Below are 19,221 nucleotides of genomic sequence, written 5' to 3'. Positions count from 1 at the left end.
AGTAACTGTATAACACTAGCATGGTGTCTATCACTAACTACTATAGCATCGCGGTTGGCCAACAGAGCTTTGTGTTCCTTCTCTTTAGTGGAAGGAAATAAGCAAGGGAAAGGAGGGAACGGCTGCGATGAGATGGGTGTCATGTTTGGAAAAACGCAACTTTTTAACGTCTTTTTTGCAAACCTATCGCCTAAAGCATCCGGATGCCCGGTTTGTATTGAAGTATTTGCTTCAGCATTCCCATTTGCTTCAAAACGTCCATTTTACGGAAACTGAGCAAAAGCAGGCACGGTGGCTCATCATTTCGACTGCCATGGCCGAGGAAGAAGGGCTCGTGTTTTATCGGCGCGGCCAAAAAAGCACAAATTTATCAGCGATTATGGGCGATTTGGCGCTGCATCCAAACGAGCCGCTGTATTTAACTCTCCATTTTCCTGGAAAGACGAGGGATTTTTCGTACCTTCGGCTGATTGATCATCGGGCGTTTGAAAACGTCCGGCGGTATGAGCTCCATGAGAAAATGGCGAAAGCGGCCGAACAAGTGCTAGATGAAGCGTTAAAGCGCTATGAGGTGTCGAGATTGAAAATGCAAATTGACCAGGCGCTTGACCGTAAAGACATGGTGTTGTTTCAACAGTTGACGGAACAGTTGAAAAAATACGAAGGCCAAAGCTAGGCATAGGCATGGTGCCTGTCATACCCCGAGGATTGTCTGTAGAAACAGAGAGTCATAGTTGTGGCTCTCTGTTTTGTAGTGCGCCCAGCATGGGTGTAGTCTATAGGGTGAGAGTCCAGAACTGCGAAAGAAGAAGTAGCAGTTCGCTTAACGCAAGGATGTCCGTGTCGACGCGGAATCCGAAGAAAGCGAGCGGCAAACTTCCGGTCTGGGGCATTGTTCCTGTCTCACGATTCTTCTCCGTTTGTTGCGATGACATGTTTATACCAGAAAAACGACTTTTTCTTCTTGCGTTCTAATCGAACCGTTTCTTTGGCTTGGTGCCTTGAAGATCGTCGTGCGGAACTTTTGCTTTTCTTCTCTCCTTCCGTTTTAATAAAATTATGTCGCACTTTTTTGAAACGTGAAAATGACGGCATTTTATATCGGATAGGAGAGGGAAACTGATGAAGATTCAATCGATTGAACCGACGCCAAGTCCAAATACAATGAAAGTGCTGCTCGATGAAGAGCTTCCATTTGGAACAAGCCACAACTATAAGCCGGACCAAGTTGAAAATGCCCCTGCCATCATCCAGCAATTAATGAAAATCGAAGGCGTTAAAGGCATTTATCATGTGGCCGATTTTTTAGCCATTGAACGGCATCCGAAGTGTGATTGGAAAGCGATTTTAACAAAAGTGCGCGAAGTGTTTGGCGAAAATGTTGATCATCTTCAAGACAATGAGCCAGTGCGCAACGATCATTTCGGCGAAGTGAAAGTATATGTGCAAATGTTGTATGGCTTGCCGATGCAAGTGAAGTTAACCGACGGTCAGGAAGAGAGACGGGTCGGCTTGCCGAAGCCGTTTATCGATGCGGTGCTAGAAGCGCAAAAACATGCCGGCAATATTGTCGTTGAGCGAAAATGGGTCGAAAAAGGTGTTCGGTACGGAACATTTGAAGAAATCGGTGCCGAGATTGTCGAGGAGTTGTCTGCCGCTTATCCGCCGGAACGGCTGGAGCGGTTCGTGCAAATGTTTAAAAGAGGCGAGCAGGCGAAAACGCAAAAACGAGTGAGTTTTCAAGTGACGAAGCAAATGCTGGATGATCCAGACTGGACGAAACGATACGCGGCGTTGGAACAGATGGCAGAGCCGACGGAAGAAGATTTGCCGGTATTGGCAAAGGCGTTAAAAGACGAAAAAGTGGCGATTCGCCGCTTGGCGACTGCTTATTTAGGGATGATTGGCGGTAAAAAAGTGCTCCCGTATTTGTATGAAGCACTAAAGGATCAAGCGGTCTCTGTGCGTCGTACCGCCGGGGACTGTCTGTCTGATATTGGTGATCCTGAAGCGATACCGGTCATGATCGAGGCGCTGAAAGATCCAAGCAAATTGGTTCGCTGGCGCGCGGCGATGTTTTTATACGAAATTGGTGATGAATCAGCTCTTCCTGCTTTAAAAGCGGCAGAAAATGACCCGGAATTTGAAGTAAGCATGCAAATAAAGATGGCGATCGAACGAATCGAGGGCGGCGAAGAGGCAAAAGGATCCGTTTGGAAGCAAATGACGGAAAGCAGAAGAAAAGGAAATAGTGGTGAATGATCAAAAAACGGCAACGAAATTGCAAATCGGTGCCTGTGCATCGAAAAGTAGACAATATAAATTCGATTTATGCAAAGGAATCAGAGCTAAATAGCGCTGGTTCCTTTCTTTTCTCGTTTATTCTCGTGGCACCCCATATTGTTAAAACAGTTTGTTTTAGAAATTGTGATAGTAAACAGCCTGATCTCCGACTTCATTTAAATGAAATTAAAGGTTCTTAAATGAACTTTTTGAAGGCAGTGCTTTTTATTTAGAGAGATTTTTGTGATTTAGTCTTCGATAACATTCAGGGGTATTTATTCGTCTTTTTTGACATGATACTAACTTTCAGTGCTACAATATAGAAAAGTAGTTCTGATGAATCTTTAAACATGAACAAAATCTTCATGGATAGACCACCAACCATTGGTATGCTGTGGAGGTGTTTTTGTGTGAAGAGCGGGCGAGAGGGTGTTAAAGAAATGTGGAAGCGCTTTATTTTCCAGAATGAAATAGATGAAAGGCTTTCTCCTATGATTCGAGACTCTTGGATTCGGTCGAAAAAATGGGAGGTCGACCCTTTCCAACGACACGGCCGCATTAAAAAAATTGAAGCAGAACGGTACAAAAATCTTATTGATTGGTCCATGCCGTTAATGGAAGGTCTTTATTCGATAGTAAAGGGGTCTGGATTTTTAGTCATTCTTTGCAATGAAAAAGGGCAACTATTAAAATCAATCGGTGATGCCGACACGCTGTTAATGGCGGATAAAATAGGTTTTGTTGAGGGAGCTGATTGGAGCGAACGAGTGATGGGGACTAATGCCATTGGCACATCGATTGTGATCGATCAACCTGTACAGATATTTGCTGAGGAGCATTATTCGCAAATATGCCAATCATGGACTTGTTCTGCCGCCCCGATTCATGATTCAAAAGGCACTATTATTGGGGTGTTGAATGTTTCCGGTCCATACGAAAAGGTGCATCCACACACATTGGGAATGGTGGTTTCAGCAGTCAAAGCTATTGAGTATCAATTAAGATTAAATGAAAATACAGAAAAAAATATTATGATGCAACGATTTTTAGAAGCGACAACGAATAATATGAAAGAAGGTATTCTCATTATCGATACGGAAGGAAAAATTATAAAAGCAAACGATCAATTGAAAAAGTTTCTTTGTCTTGGACAATCACAGTTAGAAGGTAAAAAAATCGATGAGTTTTTTACAAATAAATCCATCATTTCTAATAAGCCTGTTTATGTACAAAATCAAGAACTTCATTTAAAAATAGAGCCATCAAGAAATGTTCATCATGTAATGATCGATAAAATTCCCATTTATAAAGACAGCCATTGGATCGGTTCAATGATTATGATGAAAAAAATCGAAAAAGTGCGTCAATTTGTCAATCGCTTATCTGGAAACCAAGCAAAAATAACGTTTGATGATATTATTGGACAGCATCCTCATTTTATTCAAAAACTAAATGAAGCAAAACTCGCTGCGGCAACCGATTCGAATGTGTTAATATTAGGGGAAAGCGGAACGGGAAAGGAAATGCTCGCACAAGCCATCCATAATGCAAGCAAAAGAAAAAATAAGCCATTTATTGCTATTAATTGTGGCGGAATTCCGCGCGATCTTCTTGGCAGTGAGTTGTTTGGTTATGTTGAAGGCGCTTTCACCGGAGCGAAAAAGGGAGGAAGTGCCGGAAAATTTGAGCTTGCTGACGGCGGTACGCTCTTTTTAGATGAAATCGGTGAAATGTCCTTGGAAATGCAAGTTCTTCTTTTACGGGTGATTCAGGAAAAAGAGGTGATGCGAATCGGTGGTCATAAAGTGATCCCGGTCGATGTTCGAATTATTGCAGCGACGAACAAAAATCTTCGTGAGGAAGTCCAAAAGGGAAGCTTTAGAGAAGATCTGTTTTTTCGACTTAATGTTATGCCGATTATTCTACCTTCTTTACAGGAAAGAAAAGAGGACATTCCTCTTCTCGTTAAATATTTTATCAGCAAACTTTGCAACAAGTTAAATAAACCGTTTCCGGAAATTAGACCTGACTTTTTGCAAGCTCTTATTCAATATGACTGGCCGGGAAATATTCGGGAATTGCAAAATATATTAGAAAGAACACTAAACAGAAACACAAAACCAATTTTATCTGCAAAAGATCTACCAGAAGAATTGTTTCAACCGTTTTTATCTCAAGCAAAAGAAGAAATGGAAATTCATAAGGACGATATCAAAAAACGATCTCTTATCCGAGCATTGCACTTATTTAACGGAAACGTAACTAAAGCAGCAGAACATTTAGGTATCTCTAGAAGTACTTTTTATCGGCAAATGAAAAAATATAAAATTTCTTATTAATCAATTTATTGTTTCGTTTTGTGTCAAATTGTATCAATATGTAGCAACAAAGTGTTCCAAAATGGGACACTTTGTTGCATTTTTACTGTCTTATAAAATTTTCATAACGGAATGATGTACGTTACGGTAAATGAATATATGTATTCGTTTATGTTGGCATACTTTTTGCATCATAAATATAAATGAAAGCGCTTTATTTTAAATAAAGGAGGAGAGGTAATTGGTAATTTCTGTTGATCATCTTACTTGGATGTACAAAACAATGTACAAAATTCGTTATTACGAGGACAAAATGGCCGAAGCGTATGCAGAAGGAAAAAATCCTGTCTTTAATATCGGTGCAGGGCCTGTACCGGGTGAAATGCATCTGGCAACGGGACAGGAACCGGCTGCCGTCGGCATATGTGTTCATCTAAAAAAAGAAGATACGGTAACGTCGCCGCACCGTCCGCACCATCACGCGATCGCAAAAGGAGTTGACTTAAACCGAATGACCGCTGAAATTTTTGGAAAAGTGACTGGACTCGGCAAAGGAAAAGGAGGGCATATGCATTTATTTGATCCAGATGTCAAATTTTCTTGCGGCGGGATTGTCGGAGCGGGCATTCCCCATGCGCTTGGCGCAGCGCTCGCCGCAAAGAAAAAAGGAACGGATTGGGTAGCGGTTGCTTTTATTGGAGAAGGAGCTGCCAATCAGGGAGCTTTCCACGAATCTTTAAATATGGCGGCACTGTGGAATTTGCCTCTGATTGTCGTGATTGAGAACAATCAATACGGAATTTCTGTCCCTAAATCCGCATCCACGTCCGTTCCATCCAATGATATAAGAGCAGTCGCTTACGGAATGAAAGGATATTATGTGAAAGATAATGACCCGATCGAAATGTACCACGTTTCAAAGGAAGCGGTGGAACGGGCGAGAAAGGGAGGGGGGCCATCGATTATTGAAATTGAAACGTATCGTTATTTAGGGCATTTCCAAGGAGATCCGGAAGTTTACAGAGATAAAAACGAAGTGATTGGGCTAAGAGAAAAAGATCCGATTATTCGCATGCGTCAACTCCTAATCACAGAATATAGAATAGAAGAACAGCGGCTGATCGAATTGGAAAATAAGGCAAAGCAGGAAGTCGAAGCCGCCTATCAGTTCGCGCGCGAAAGCGATTATCCTGAACCGGAAGACGCTTTAAACGATTTGTTTGTCTAAACCACTATAGAAAGGGGTCGTAAACATGCAAAAAACAAAGCAACGCTTATTAACGGGAAATAAAGCGATTGCCGAAGCAATTCGATTAGAAATGGAAAGAGATCCGAATGTATTTGTCACGGGAGAGGATGTCGGTGCATACGGCGGGATATTCGGGGCAACGGAAGGATTATTTCAACAGTTCGGTCCTGAAAGAGTGATGGATACACCGATTTCCGAAACGGCTTTTATTGGAGCGGCCATTGGAGCGGCGGCCGAAGGAATGCGGCCGATTGTCGAATTAATGTTCGTCGATTTCTTCGGCGTTTGTATGGACCAAATTTATAACCATATGGCAAAAATTCCGTATATGTCAGGAGGCCGTGTCAAGCTACCAATGGTATTAATGACGGCCGTTGGCGGGGGATATAGTGATGCGGCCCAGCATTCACAAACATTATATGCCACTTTTGCTCATTTGCCAGGAATGAAAGTGGTGGCGCCATCCACTCCATATGATTTGAAAGGAATGATGATTTCTGCCATCCGGGACGATAATCCAGTTGTGTTTATGTTTCATAAAACGTTGCAAGGGTTGGGATGGATGGACCAATTAGACGCATCAGTCGGACATGTTCCAGAAGAAGCATACACCGTGCCAATCGGAAAGGCAAAAGTAGTAAGAGAAGGAACGGACATTACGATTGTAGGCATCCAAATGACGACTCATTATGCATTAGAAGCTGCCAAAAAATTGGAACAACATGGAATTCAGGCAGAAGTGATCGACCTACGTTCACTCGTTCCGTTAGACCGCGAAACGATTCTTCAATCGATTAAAAAGACGCATCGTTTATTGGTAGTCGATGAAGATTACTTATCATACGGCATGACAGCAGAAATCGCTGCGATCGCAGCTGAAGATGGTTTATATGATTTAGAGGCACCAGTCAAACGATTGGCTGTTCCAGATGTGCCGATTCCATACAGCCGTCCGCTTGAACAGTTTGTTTTACCAAATGCCGATAAAATTTTTCACGAAGCAATGAAACTAGTCAATGAATAAACGCGATTTCTAATATAGGAGGCAGCCTATGTTAATCGAAGTAAAATTACCGCGACTATCTGATGATCATGATGAAAGTTTAATCACCTTCTGGCATGTTTCAGAAGGGGATGCAGTCGAAAAAGGCGATACGCTTGTGGAAGTTCAAACAGAGAAAGCGGTTTCGGAAATTGAAGCTCCGGAGTCAGGGATCGTCAAAGAAATTAGAAAAAAAAGAGCGGACACGGCTGCGGTTGGGGAAGTATTGGCCATCATTGAAACAACTAATGACAGATTAATTGAAACAACTAATGAAACAACCCGTGTCGCAGAGGAACAGCCAAAAGTTGTGCAAGAGGTTCTTGAGGAGAGAAAAGCGACTCCGCGTGTAAAAAAATTAGCGAAAGAACTCGGGGTGGATTGGCGCCTTGTCATTCCAACTGGTCCTAACGGCAAGGTTACGGAAGAAGATATTCGAAACGCGGTGAAGAAAAGCGAAGAAAAGGAAAAACCATCAAACCAATTTTTCATCGCAACACCATCTGTACGCAAATTGGCGAGGGAACATAATGTCAGTCTTGAAGAAGTGACACCGACCGGTCCTAACGGAAGAATACTCAAAAGCGATGTTGAGGATGTCATCGCCAAACGAAAATTAGAACAAACAGAAACGGAAAACGAAGCGGTAGCCGGCAAGGAAAGAACAAAGGAAGAGGTGAGCATGCAAGCTCAACGAACAATCCCGCTTACCGGCATTCGAAAAATGATCGCAAAGGCGATGGTTCATTCGAAATCCGTGATCCCGCATGTGACTCATTTTGATGAGGTGAATGTAACGAATCTTGTGTCCCATCGCGAAAGGGTAAAACCATTTGCCGATGAAGAAGGAATTAAGCTCACTTATCTCGCTTATGTAGTTAAGGCGTTAACAACTGTGCTGAAAAAATATCCGATGTTAAATGCTTCATTGGATGATGAACGAGAGGAAATCATCTTAAAGGATGAATATCACATCGGTTTTGCGGCTGACACTGACCGCGGCCTTGTCGTGCCAGTGATTAAACACGCAGACCAAAAGTCGTTATTCCAAATTGCCAAAGAAATTCAAGAGCTTGCGAAAAAAGCAAAAGAAGGTTCCATCCAAGTGGATGAAATGACGGGATCTACGTGTACAATATCGAATATCGGCTCAACCGATGGTTCTTGGTTTACCCCGATTATCAATCATCCAGAATCATGTATTCTAGGCATCGGTAGAATTGAGAAAAAACCGATTGTCGTCCATGATTCAATTGAAATCGCACCGATGATGGCCTTATCGCTCAGCTATGACCATCGTTTGATTGACGGCGTTTTAGCCCAAAAAGCTTTAAACGAACTGAAAAAATCTTTAAGCGAGCCGGATTTGTTGTTTGTAAAATAAAAATCTCGGAATAATATTGTTCAAACTAATAGAAATTAAAGATAAGCCCCGGGGGAATACGTCCGGGGTTTTTGGTTACTTTTCATTTGTTGAGCCCCTGATTGCCAATGGATAGATAAACGAGGCTCTCTCGTTGCTGAACGTATCATAAAAGCAATTTTCAAGAAACACTAAATGAAACTAAAAATATTCAAAATATTATAAATGTATATATATAAGTTGAAACTTTGTTTTACATCCAGTAGAACGCCCGCTGCATTCTATCAAAATGACTTGTTATGAAGGAAAACAGAATCGAACAATCGGAAAATCTTTATTGCAACTTATATAGTGTTAAAATTAATAAAAAAATAGTTGCAATTTCAAATGTAATCGATTACAATAATCTCAAAATTAAGATAAATTTCATTTTAGGAAACGGAGATATGAAATGGTAACGATCAGTGATGTTGCAAAATTAGCGAATGTTTCTACAGCTACTGTTTCCAGAGTTTTAAGCAATTCCGGAAATGTGAAAAAGGAAACGACAGAAAAAGTTTTAGAAGCGATCCAAAAACTAAATTATCAACCAAATATATTAGCTAGACAGCTGCGAAAATTGGAAACAAAAACAATACTTGTTGTCGTACCAGATATTACGAACACATTTTTCTCAAAGATATTGAGAGGAATAGAACATGTGGCAATTGAAAACGATTACGAAGTCCTTCTTGGGGACACAGGTAATAATGTAGAACGCGAAAGAGTATATTTAGATATATTGCGCCAAAAAAAAGCAGATGGAATGATTTTGTTAACAGCGAGACTTGAATCTCATTTGTTAGAGGAGATTGCAAGTGAATTTCCTGTTGTTCTCGCGTGTGAGTACTTGGAAGGATCAACAATTCCAACTGTTTCCATAGATAATGTAAGCAGTGCAAGAAAAGCTACAGAGTATTTAATCAATTTAGGACATCGAAGAATTGGTTTTATATCCGGCCCTCTAAATGTTATATTAAGCCGTGATCGATTAAAGGGATTTCGGCAGGCAATGGCACAACATAATATTCCGATAGAGTCATTTTTAGTGCAAGAAGGCGACTTTTCTTTTGAAAGCGGCTATAACATGATGATGAAATTTTTAGCACTTGATCAACCTCCAACAGCTGTTTTTGCTGCTAATGACGAAATGGCGATTGGGGCGATAAAGGCAATCAAATCTAAAGGATTACGCGTACCGGATGACATTTCGGTTGTTGGATTTGACGATATACAATTCGCATCCATTTATGAGCCAGCACTAACTACCATTTCACAGCCGATGTTTGAAATAGGAAAGAAAGCAATGGAGTTATTAATAAAACTAATTAATAAAGATCAATTAGAAAAAAATCAGTATATATTGAGAGATCGACTTATTATTCGTGACACTTGCAAAAAATATGTTGAGATAGGTTTTAAAATGTAATCCATTACATTTTAAAACCTACAAATTATCTTTTTTTAAACATTTTTCAATGTAATCGATTACATTTATTTGCTTTTATTTACTTGAGGAGGTGGTGAAATTTCTATACGTCCGGTATAGTTGTGTAAATGACCTAAACAAATCAAACACGAATGGAGGTAGAATGATGAAACTAGGTTATCAAACAAATACTTGGGGAGGAGTAGTCGGCCACCCTGCAGGTGTTACATCTGTTAAGGATCTTTACTATCTTGCAAATGGTTCAACAGAAGAAGCATTAAAAGATATTGCTGCAACTGGGTATACAGGATTTGAAATTTTTGATGGAAACCTTATGCAATATATAGATAAAAAAGAAGAATTGAAGAAATTGATGACTGATCATTCATTGGATCTTATTGGTGTGTATTCCGGCGCGAATTTTATTTTTCCTGACATTTTAGAGGAAGAATTATTAAAGATGGAAAAAGTTGCTGCTTTCGCATCCGAGTTAGGTGCAACACATTTTGTGGTTGGAGGCGGCGCAATTCGAACGAATGGCATTTTGGAAAGCGATTACATCGATTTAGGACATGCCCTTGATAAAGTTGTAGCGATTGCAGAAAAATATGGTTTAATTCCAAGTTATCATCCTCATTTAGGAACGATTGTTGAGTCTCCGGAACAGTTGGATAAACTGATGAGTTTGACGTCTATTTATTTATGTCCCGATACAGCTCATATAGAAGCTGGGGGCGGCGATCCGGTTGAGGTGATCAAAAAATATTCGTCTCGCATTAAGTATATCCATTTCAAAGATTATGACAACGGTCAATTTCTACCTTTAGGAGAAGGGCATCAAAACTTTGATGAAATGATAAAAGCGTTAGAAGAAATAAATTATGATGGATGGATTACTGTAGAATTAGATAGTTATCCAGATCCGAAAAAAGGCGCGGAAATTAGCAGAGCATTTTTAAGAAAGTTTAATCTTTAGCATCTAACGAAGGGGGAAGGGTTGTATGAAAAAGTTTTTGTCCATGTTGATTGTCGTCTTGCTTCTTAGCATGGTTGCTCTTGTTGGTTGCAGCCCAAAAGAAAACGCTACCAATTCTTCTAGTAAACCATCCGATGGCGGAAAGGTAGAGGAAACAGGAGAGAACACAACATCGGGGCCAATTACCATTAACCCGGAAATTTCTGGGGATCAACAAATTTTAAGTAAGGGTCCTCATGGTGAAACAGCGATTTCTGCAAAAACATTACAATTAACGGAAGAAGAAGTGCAGAAGATTAAAGAAGGGAAATATAAAGCAGCTATTGTGATGCACTATGCTGGGAATGACTGGTCAACAGCGCAAATTGATGGTCTAAAAGCAACGTTTAAAAAGATGGGGATCGAAGTAGTAGCGGTAACAGATGCGAATTTTAAAGCAGAAAAGCAAGTTTCTGATATTGAAACGGTATTAGCAAAAAAACCGGATATTATAGTCAGCATTCCGGTTGATCCAGTTTCTACTGCCGAAGCATACAGAAAAGCAGCAGAAGCAGGTGTAAAACTCGTATTTATGGATAATGCTCCTCAAGGGTTAACAGCAGGCAAAGATTATGTCAGTGTTGTTTCAGCTGATAACTATGGAAATGGAGTAGCGGCTGCAGAAATTATGGCGGATAAACTAAACGGCAAAGGGAAAATCGGTGTTATTTTCCATGACGCAGACTTCTTTGTCACAAAACAGAGAACAGAAGCGTTTGAAAAGACAATCAAAGAAAAATATCCTGACATCAAAATTGTAGCGCGGGGCGGTATTACAGCTCCGAATGATGGGGAAAAAGTAGCGTCTGGTATGTTAACGAAACATCCTGATTTAGACGGTATTTTTGCGGTTTGGGATGTACCTGCTGAAGGAGCATTAGCCGCGGCGAGAACAGCTGGACGCGATGATTTAGTGATTACTACAATTGATTTAGGAACGAACGTGGCACTAGAGATTGCTTCTGGTGGCATCGTGAAAGGATTAGGAGCACAACTTCCATATGACCAAGGCATAGCTGAAGCTATTTTAGCTGGTTACGCGTTGCTTGGAAAACAAGCTCCGCCTTATGTGGCAGTGCCATCATTAAAAGTAACAAAAGAAAATGTGTTAGATGCATGGAAGCTTGTTTACCATAAAGATGCTCCTGATTCCATCCAAAATGTAGCAAAATAAAAAGATTAACTAGGAGGTTTTTGTGCTATGAAAAAATTTAACGTTGCGATGATTGGTGCAGGATTTATGGGGAAAGCGCATTCACTTTCATACGCTGGAATGCCAATGTTCTTTTGGCCAGCTCCGGGAATTCCTTATCGTAAAACAGTAGTCGATGTAACAGAAGAATTGGCAAAAGAAGCTGCTCAACGTTTCGGCTATGAAAATTACACTGTTAATTGGAGAGATGTTATCGAAGACCCAAGCATTGACATCGTAGATATTGTAACACCAAATGACTCTCATGCGGAAATTGCTATTGCGGCTGCGAAAGCTGGAAAACATATTATTTGCGAAAAGCCGTTAGCACGAAACGCTGAGGAAGCAAAGAAAATGTGCGATGCGGTAAGGGAAGCAGGCGTTAAGCATATGGTTGCGTTCAACTACAGAAGAACTCCGGCTGTGGCTCTTGCTAAAAAGTATATCGAAGAAGGGAGAATCGGTAAAATCCTTAATTTTCGCGGTACGTACTTGCAAGACTGGTCAGCGGATCCTAACTCTCCATTGTCATGGCGTTTTCAGAAAAAGGTGGCCGGTTCGGGAGCGTTAGGAGATATCGGTACACATGTTATTGACTTTGCACGCTACCTTGTAGGAGAAATTTCAGAGGTAATGGCCATTACAAAAACATGGGTGCCGGAAAGACCGATTCAAACTGGTGGTGTTGATAAATTAGGTACAGTGAAAGGACAAGCTGATACTCCTAAAGGAGTAGTTGATGTCGATGATGAATTCTCGACCTTATTAAAATTTGAAAACGGTGCCGTTGGTAGCATCGAAGCGACCAGAAATGCTTGGGGACGCAACAACTTCCTAACCTTTGAAATCCATGGTGAAAAAGGCTCGTTATACTTTAACTATGAACGGCGCGATGAATTACAAGTATGCTTTGCCGATGATCCAAGCGATAGTAAAGGATTTAGAACCGTTTACACAGGACCAGCCCATCCATATGGTGAAGGGTTATGGCCGATTCCAGCTCTAGGGATCGGATACGGTGAAACAAAAATTATTGAAATTTACGATTTCCTCAAATCGATTGTCGAAGATACGGAAGTTTCACCAAACTTCTATGACGGTTATCGTATCGCCGTTATTTGCGACGCCATTTTAGAATCTGCTGAAAAAGGTATGTGGATCAGCTTAAATGAGACATCGTTAAGTGTAAACTAGGAATTTTGGGGGGCTACTTTCACGAAAGTAGCCCCCAATAAAAAAGAAGGTGATTATAATGCAACAGCCTCTACTATCAATGGAAGGAATTTCAAAATCTTTCAATGGGATTAAAGTGCTCGATTCCGTCAACTTCTCACTCCGCAAAGGAGAAGTTCACGCACTGATGGGAGGAAACGGTGCAGGAAAATCCACATTGATGAAAATATTAACCGGAGTTTATACGGCGGATGAAGGAGAAATCTTCATTGAAGGAAAAAAAGTTTCGATCAATAATACGGAAGATGCGAAAAGAAATTATATATCAATGATTTTCCAAGAGTTCAGTTTAGTACCAACATTAACGGTTGCTCAAAATATATTTTTGACACGTGAACCAAAAAATTCGATAGGACTTCTCAATGAAAAGTTATGTAATGAAAAAACGAAGGAGCTATTAAAAGAATTAGAAGTAGAGGTCGAACCAACCGATGTGATTGCCAATCTCGGTGTTGGATATTGGCAAATGACAGAAATTGCTAAAGCGTTATCGCAAAACACAAAAATTTTAATCATGGATGAACCAACTTCCTCTTTAACGAAAAAAGAAACAGAGGTTCTTTTTGATATTATTCATAAATTGAAAGAAAAAGGGATCTCTATCATTTATATATCACATCGTATGGATGAAATCTTCCAAATTTGTGACCGAATTACGGTTTTACGTGACGGCAAAAAAATTACGACCGAAAATTGCGACGAGATAAGCATGGAAACGGTCATTCAACATATTGTAGGCGCAGATTTGGATAAAGCGTTTGAGTGGAAGGAAAGAGTTTATTCAACAGAAGGAACTCCAGTATTAGAAGTAAAAAATCTTGCCTCGGGGACGAAAGTCAAAAATATTAGCTTTCGATTATATCCGGGGGAGATTCTTGGTGTTGCCGGACTCATGGGAAGCGGAAGATCAGAGATGGTTCGGGCCATCTTTGGAATTGATCCAATTGATGGTGGAGAAATTTTTGTTAAAGGAAAAAAATGTACGATTAAAGATCCTGTGGATGCGATCAATGCTGGTATAGCGCTTATTCCGGAAGATCGAAGAATGCAAGGATTAATACTGCAGCATAGTGTAAAAGAAAACATTATTTTACCAATTATTTCAAAAATTAAAAGAGGTATCTTCCTAGACAATCGAAAAGCAAACGATATAGCGGAAACGTTTGTTAAAACATTAAATATTAAGACAGATGACATTTTTAAAACAGCGCGATTGTTATCCGGAGGAAACCAACAGAAAATCGTTTTAGCAAAATGGCTAGCGAATAATCCTGATATTTTGATTTTAGATGAACCAACCATCGGTGTAGATATTGGTGCAAAGACGGAAATTATGGATATTATTCGAAAGTTAGCAGATAGCGGAAAAGCGGTTTTAGTGATTTCTTCAGAGCTACAAGAACTTCTTGCCGTAAGTGACAGAATTATCGTCGTTCATGGAGGAGAGGTTGTCAAGGAGCTCAAACGGAAAGAGATTCATTCAGAGGAGGTTCTCCAACATGCCATCCAAGGACATTAAGCTAAACGAGCAAGTAAAATTGCAAAACAGTGTTAGTTTCGCTAAACGGTTTAAAGGAGTGGATTGGCGCGATTATATTGTATATATTGCGTTCATCGGTGTGATCATTTATTTTTCTGTTACGTTGTATGACGACGGATTTTTGACAACATCCAATTTGCTCAATATCGCACGACAAACGGCAATGATCTCGATTATGGGAGTAGCGATGACGTTTGTCATTAGCACCGGTGAAATTGATCTTTCTGTTGGTTCCATTACTGCCCTTGCTTCATTGACAGCTGCATTAGCGCTGAAAGCAGGGTTAGGGCTGTTAGGAGGAGTAGCTGTCGGATTAGGGACAGGATTAGTGATCGGAGTAGTCAATGGTCTTCTTATCACGAAGGTAGCCATTCCTTCTTTCCTTGTAACATTAGGGATGATGGGGATTGTCAAAGGATTAGCAATGTGGATTACCGATACCGCGCCAGTTCCGATTGTTCACTCCACGTTTAACTTTTTATTCGGTTCAGGGGATATTGGATCCATCCCTATTTTACTAGTATGGACGCTCGTTATTACGGTGATTGGTCATATTGTTTTGAAGAAAACAGCGTTTGGAAGACAGACATTGGCAACTGGCGGAAACGAGATGGCCGCCAAATTTACTGGCGTGAAAACGTCGAAAATTAAATTTCTTGTCTTTGTAGGATCAGGTTTAATGGCGGGATTTGCCGGACTGCTATATGCAGGTCGGATGCATGCAGGAAGATTTACGTTTGGTGAAGGGGATGAGTTATCAGTTATTGCCGCTGTTATCCTCGGTGGAACAAGTTTATTTGGCGGGGTTGGTACAGTTATTGGTACGGTCATAGGTTCTTTAATGATTGGTACTATTAACAACGGTTTAATCATTATGGGATTGGATGTTAGCCAACAAATGATTGTAAAAGGACTCATTATTATTTTAGCAGTGGCATTTGGAAGAAAAACATTGAAAAAATAGGAGGAAGCATATGTCGCTGATTAAAGTGGGGATTATTGGTACTGGTTTTTCAGCAAAATCGCATATAGAAGCATTAAGGCGATTAAGCGGCGTTGAAGTGGTTGCTATTAGCGGCAGCACATTAGAAAAGGCGAAACGAATGGCAGAACAGTTTTCCATTCCAAATTTTTATGGGAGTGTAGACGAGTTAATTAAAGATTCGGAAGTAGACGTTGTTCATAATTGCACGCCAAACTATTTGCACTATACCGTGAACAAAAAAGTGTTAGAAAAAGGGAAGCATCTATTATCGGAAAAGCCATTAGCGATGACGAGTGAAGAATCCCGCGAATTAGTGGAGTTGGCTAAATCGAAACACGTAGTAGCCGGAGTGTGTTTTAACTATCGGCATTATCCATTAGTGGCTCAGGCAAAGGAACTTATTGCTAAAGGGGAATACGGACCTGTGCATCTTGTGCATGGGACGTATCTTCAAGATTGGCTTCTGTACGATACCGATTATAACTGGCGGCTAGATGCAAAGAGAAACGGTAAATCCCGCGCTATTGCTGACATCGGCTCACATTGGTGTGATACCGTTCAATATGTGCTTAATAAAAAGATTGTCGAAGTATTCGCAGATCTAAAGACCGTGCATCCCGTACGAAAAAAACCGATTGGTGAGGTAGAAACGTTCCAAAGCAAAGGCCAGGAAGCGTTTGAAGAAATACAAATTGACAGTGAAGACTGCGGAAGTGTGATCGTTCATTTTGAAGACGGGACTCATGGAGCATTTGTTGTGTCACAGGTAAATGCTGGCCGAAAAAACTACCTTACGTTTGAAATTGCTGCAAAACAAGGTACGCTTTATTGGAATCAAGAAGAGCCGAATAAATTATGGATTGGCAGGCGGGATGGAGGGAACATGGAGCTTATGCGCGATCCATCGTTGTTATCCCCTGTTGCCGCTACTCTTGCCCACTATCCTGGTGGGCATCAAGAGGGCTGGCCGGATGGGTTAAAGAATTTATTTATTGATTTTTATACAGCGGTAAAAACATATCCGAATGTATCGGCATCCTCTTTTGCGACGATAGAAGATGGCCACCGCATTATGCAGTTAATCGAAGCGATTGTAAAGAGTAATGAAGAAAAAAGATGGGTCAAAGTAGAAACAGGACAGGAGGTGCTCCGATGAAATTAGGCGTGTTTACCGTTCTTTATCAAAACCTAGCATTCGAAGACATGCTGGATAAGATATGCGAGATGGGTATTGAAGCAATCGAGTTAGGTACTGGCAATTACCCAGGGAATAGCCATTGTAATCCAGATGAACTGTTGGAAAATCCGGAAAAAATAAGAACTTTCCAGCGTGCGATAGAAAGTAGAGGCTTAACAATTAGTGCGCTTAGCTGCCATGGTAATCCACTTCATCCCGATAAGAAGTTTGCAACTCAATCCCATGAAGTATGGAGAAAAACGATATTGTTGGCAGAACGTCTAGGCGTTCCTGTGGTTAATGGTTTTTCCGGATGTCCCGGAGATCATTCGAATGCAAAATATCCGAATTGGGTTACATGTTCTTGGCCCCCTGAATATTTAGAACTATTAGATTGGCAATGGAATGAAGTCGTTATTCCTTATTGGAAAGAAGAAGCGAAATTTGCGGAATTACATGGAGTAAATAAAATTGCATTTGAAATGCATCCGGGGTTTGTCATATATAATCCGGAAACTTTATTAAAATTAAGGGAACATGTAGGTCCTAGTATCGGTGCTAACTTCGACCCGAGTCATTTAGTATGGCAAGGGATTGATCCGGTAGAAGCGATTAAAAAGCTGGGACGGGAAAATGCGATCTTCCATGTTCATGCAAAAGATACGTACTTAGATCAAGCTAATATTCGAGTAAACGGTGTACTAGATACAAAGCACTACAGCAGAATTTTAGATCGCGCTTGGACATTCCGCTCTGTGGGCTATGGCCATAGTGAAAAGGTTTGGAAAGATATGGTCAGTGCTTTACGGGCAGTAGGATATGATTACGTTCTTTCTATTGAACATGAAGACATGCTTGCCTCTATTGATGAAGGATTAAGTAAAGCAGTAAATCTACTAAAAGGAATTCTTTTTAAAGAAACGCTAAGTGAAATGTGGTGGGCGTAAACGTATATATGCCGAAGCAAAGGATTGCCTGTTGATTATAGGTAATCCTTTCATATTTCAGGGGGTTGTTTAGCGTTGAAATTCAAGTCGTTCACCAGCATGATATGTCCGAACATGCACTGTATGATTGGGCGCGGTTGTTTTCGAAGTCTCTTGCAAAGGGCCAAGAATACTCTGGCCGACGATTATCATCATGATCCTCAACTCCCCGCTATTTCCTCAAGAAACCGACCGCTTCCACACATTTTCATCGTTTTGGTTACAGTTTAGGATGATAAAAGAATTATAGGAACAGGCGTGTTGATTAACCATTAAAAACCAGTTGACATCGCTCTATTCCTAGCTTTTCTGCCGTAGTAAGCAAGCGGTTCGCTTGCCGACTGGGCATGTTGTGCGCATGCCCTCCTCGAACAATGAACGCTTTGCGGGCAAATTACATTTGCCCGCCGGCGTTCTTGTTCGAGGGAAGAGGCAGAAAAGCTTGTGTTCAGCCATACGATTCTGTGTTTTTTAGTAAAATAATGGATAATCAACACTCGTGGAATATTTTAATTCTAATTCAATCATTCTAAAAATAAAATAAATCGTTTTATAAAACACCCAACTAAGTGGCGCCTGCTGTAGTGTTTTTGTCAACATTATAAACTCCGTTGAGAAAAATTGGTAAACATCGTGCTAAATGGGTAAAATTACACCAACGGCAAATATCATCTCGCAGCTTTGAAGCATATGATTCGACAATAAAGAATTGAGAGATGTATATTTGAGATACAAAAACGAGTTGAAATTGTGGAGGTTTTTTAATGACATTGAGTATAAAAGTATATTCCGACTATGTTTGTCCATATTGTTTTCTAGCCAAAAAACCACTGGAAGATGCTGTGCAAAATAAAGATGTTAACATTGAGTGGATGCCTTTTGAACTAAGACCTAAGCCAAATGAAACGCTACGTCCAGAAGGGGAATATTTGCAAACAGTCTGGAAACAATCCGTTTATCCGATGGCAGAACGGATGGGGGTAAAAATAGTTTTACCGAAAGTTTCTCCGCAGCCGTATACACATTTAGCATTTGAAGGATACCAATATGCAAAAGAAAATGGAAAGGCCGATGAATATAATGATCGAATGTTCCGGGCGTTTTTTCAGGAAGAAAAAGATATCGGCAATATCGATGTTCTCACAAAACTGGCAGGTGAAATTGGATTGGATGAGAAAGAATATCGAAAAGCCCTTGAGACTAGAAAATATAAAGAAGTGCACGAAAAAGCGCTCGAACATGCCTATCAAGAAGGGATTACAGCTGTCCCTACCTTTATTATTGGGGACACGAAAGTTATCGGATTACGGTCAAAGGAAACATTGGAACAAATCATTGAGAGTCAACTACCCACCACTTAAAGCCTCTGG

Annotated in this window: 15 protein-coding genes; all 15 read left to right on the top strand. The window is 40.5% G+C overall.

Features of this window, described 5'->3' with window-relative positions:
• Positions 1-127 precede the first annotated feature (127 nt).
• The 15 genes from M4I42_RS13475 (at position 128) to M4I42_RS13405 (ending at position 19,212) form a co-directional block, all read left to right on the top strand.
• Complete coding sequence (locus tag M4I42_RS13475) at positions 128-676, top strand: YpiB family protein (RefSeq protein ID WP_268852632.1); 549 nt, start codon at positions 128-130, stop codon at positions 674-676.
• A gap of 446 nt (positions 677-1,122) precedes the next feature.
• Positions 1,123-2,262, top strand: a complete 1,140-nt coding sequence (locus M4I42_RS13470; RefSeq protein WP_268852631.1) for a conserved virulence factor C family protein — start codon at positions 1,123-1,125, stop codon at positions 2,260-2,262.
• Positions 2,263-2,693: 431 nt separating this feature from the next.
• Entirely contained in the window at positions 2,694-4,622 is a 1,929-nt protein-coding gene (locus M4I42_RS13465) for a sigma-54-dependent Fis family transcriptional regulator (RefSeq protein ID WP_268852630.1), read from the top strand.
• Between the two features lie 220 nt (positions 4,623-4,842).
• Complete coding sequence (locus tag M4I42_RS13460; RefSeq protein WP_268852629.1) at positions 4,843-5,829, top strand: thiamine pyrophosphate-dependent dehydrogenase E1 component subunit alpha; 987 nt, start codon at positions 4,843-4,845, stop codon at positions 5,827-5,829.
• 25 nt (positions 5,830-5,854) lie between these two features.
• Positions 5,855-6,874: an alpha-ketoacid dehydrogenase subunit beta gene (locus tag M4I42_RS13455; RefSeq protein WP_268852628.1), complete on the top strand. Its 1,020-nt coding sequence runs from the start codon at positions 5,855-5,857 to the stop codon at positions 6,872-6,874.
• A 28-nt stretch (positions 6,875-6,902) separates the two neighbouring features.
• Positions 6,903-8,276, top strand: coding sequence for a dihydrolipoamide acetyltransferase family protein (locus M4I42_RS13450; protein WP_268852627.1), 1,374 nt, complete (start codon positions 6,903-6,905; stop codon positions 8,274-8,276).
• 430 nt (positions 8,277-8,706) lie between these two features.
• Positions 8,707-9,723, top strand: a complete 1,017-nt coding sequence (locus M4I42_RS13445) for a LacI family DNA-binding transcriptional regulator (protein ID WP_268852626.1) — start codon at positions 8,707-8,709, stop codon at positions 9,721-9,723.
• A 166-nt stretch (positions 9,724-9,889) separates the two neighbouring features.
• Positions 9,890-10,699, top strand: a complete 810-nt coding sequence (locus M4I42_RS13440; protein ID WP_268852625.1) for a sugar phosphate isomerase/epimerase family protein — start codon at positions 9,890-9,892, stop codon at positions 10,697-10,699.
• Positions 10,700-10,724: 25 nt separating this feature from the next.
• The gene (locus tag M4I42_RS13435) at positions 10,725-11,912 is read left to right on the top strand and encodes a substrate-binding domain-containing protein (protein WP_268852624.1); all 1,188 of its coding nucleotides are present in this window, start codon (positions 10,725-10,727) and stop codon (positions 11,910-11,912) included.
• Between the two features lie 27 nt (positions 11,913-11,939).
• Complete coding sequence (locus tag M4I42_RS13430) at positions 11,940-13,124, top strand: Gfo/Idh/MocA family protein (protein ID WP_268852623.1); 1,185 nt, start codon at positions 11,940-11,942, stop codon at positions 13,122-13,124.
• Positions 13,125-13,182: 58 nt separating this feature from the next.
• A complete protein-coding gene (locus M4I42_RS13425; RefSeq protein WP_268852622.1) occupies positions 13,183-14,682 on the top strand; it encodes a sugar ABC transporter ATP-binding protein in 1,500 nt (499 codons plus the stop codon).
• A complete protein-coding gene (locus M4I42_RS13420; protein WP_268852621.1) occupies positions 14,663-15,667 on the top strand; it encodes an ABC transporter permease in 1,005 nt (334 codons plus the stop codon). Before M4I42_RS13425 ends, M4I42_RS13420 begins: the two co-directional genes overlap by 20 nt.
• A gap of 10 nt (positions 15,668-15,677) precedes the next feature.
• Positions 15,678-16,844 (top strand): Gfo/Idh/MocA family protein, encoded by a 1,167-nt coding sequence (locus tag M4I42_RS13415; RefSeq protein ID WP_268852620.1) that lies wholly within the window; start codon positions 15,678-15,680, stop codon positions 16,842-16,844.
• Complete coding sequence (locus M4I42_RS13410) at positions 16,841-17,812, top strand: sugar phosphate isomerase/epimerase family protein (protein WP_268852619.1); 972 nt, start codon at positions 16,841-16,843, stop codon at positions 17,810-17,812. The genes M4I42_RS13415 and M4I42_RS13410 overlap by 4 nt, the downstream gene beginning before the upstream one ends.
• A gap of 803 nt (positions 17,813-18,615) precedes the next feature.
• Entirely contained in the window at positions 18,616-19,212 is a 597-nt protein-coding gene (locus M4I42_RS13405; RefSeq protein WP_268852618.1) for a DsbA family oxidoreductase, read from the top strand.
• The last annotated feature ends 9 nt before the right edge of the window (positions 19,213-19,221 follow it).

Source organism: Anoxybacillus sp. J5B_2022, assembly GCF_026847645.1.
Classification (GTDB): Bacteria; Bacillota; Bacilli; order Bacillales; family Anoxybacillaceae; genus Anoxybacteroides.
Note: the sequence above shows the minus strand (reverse complement) of the source record. Positions and strands in the feature narration are given on the sequence as shown.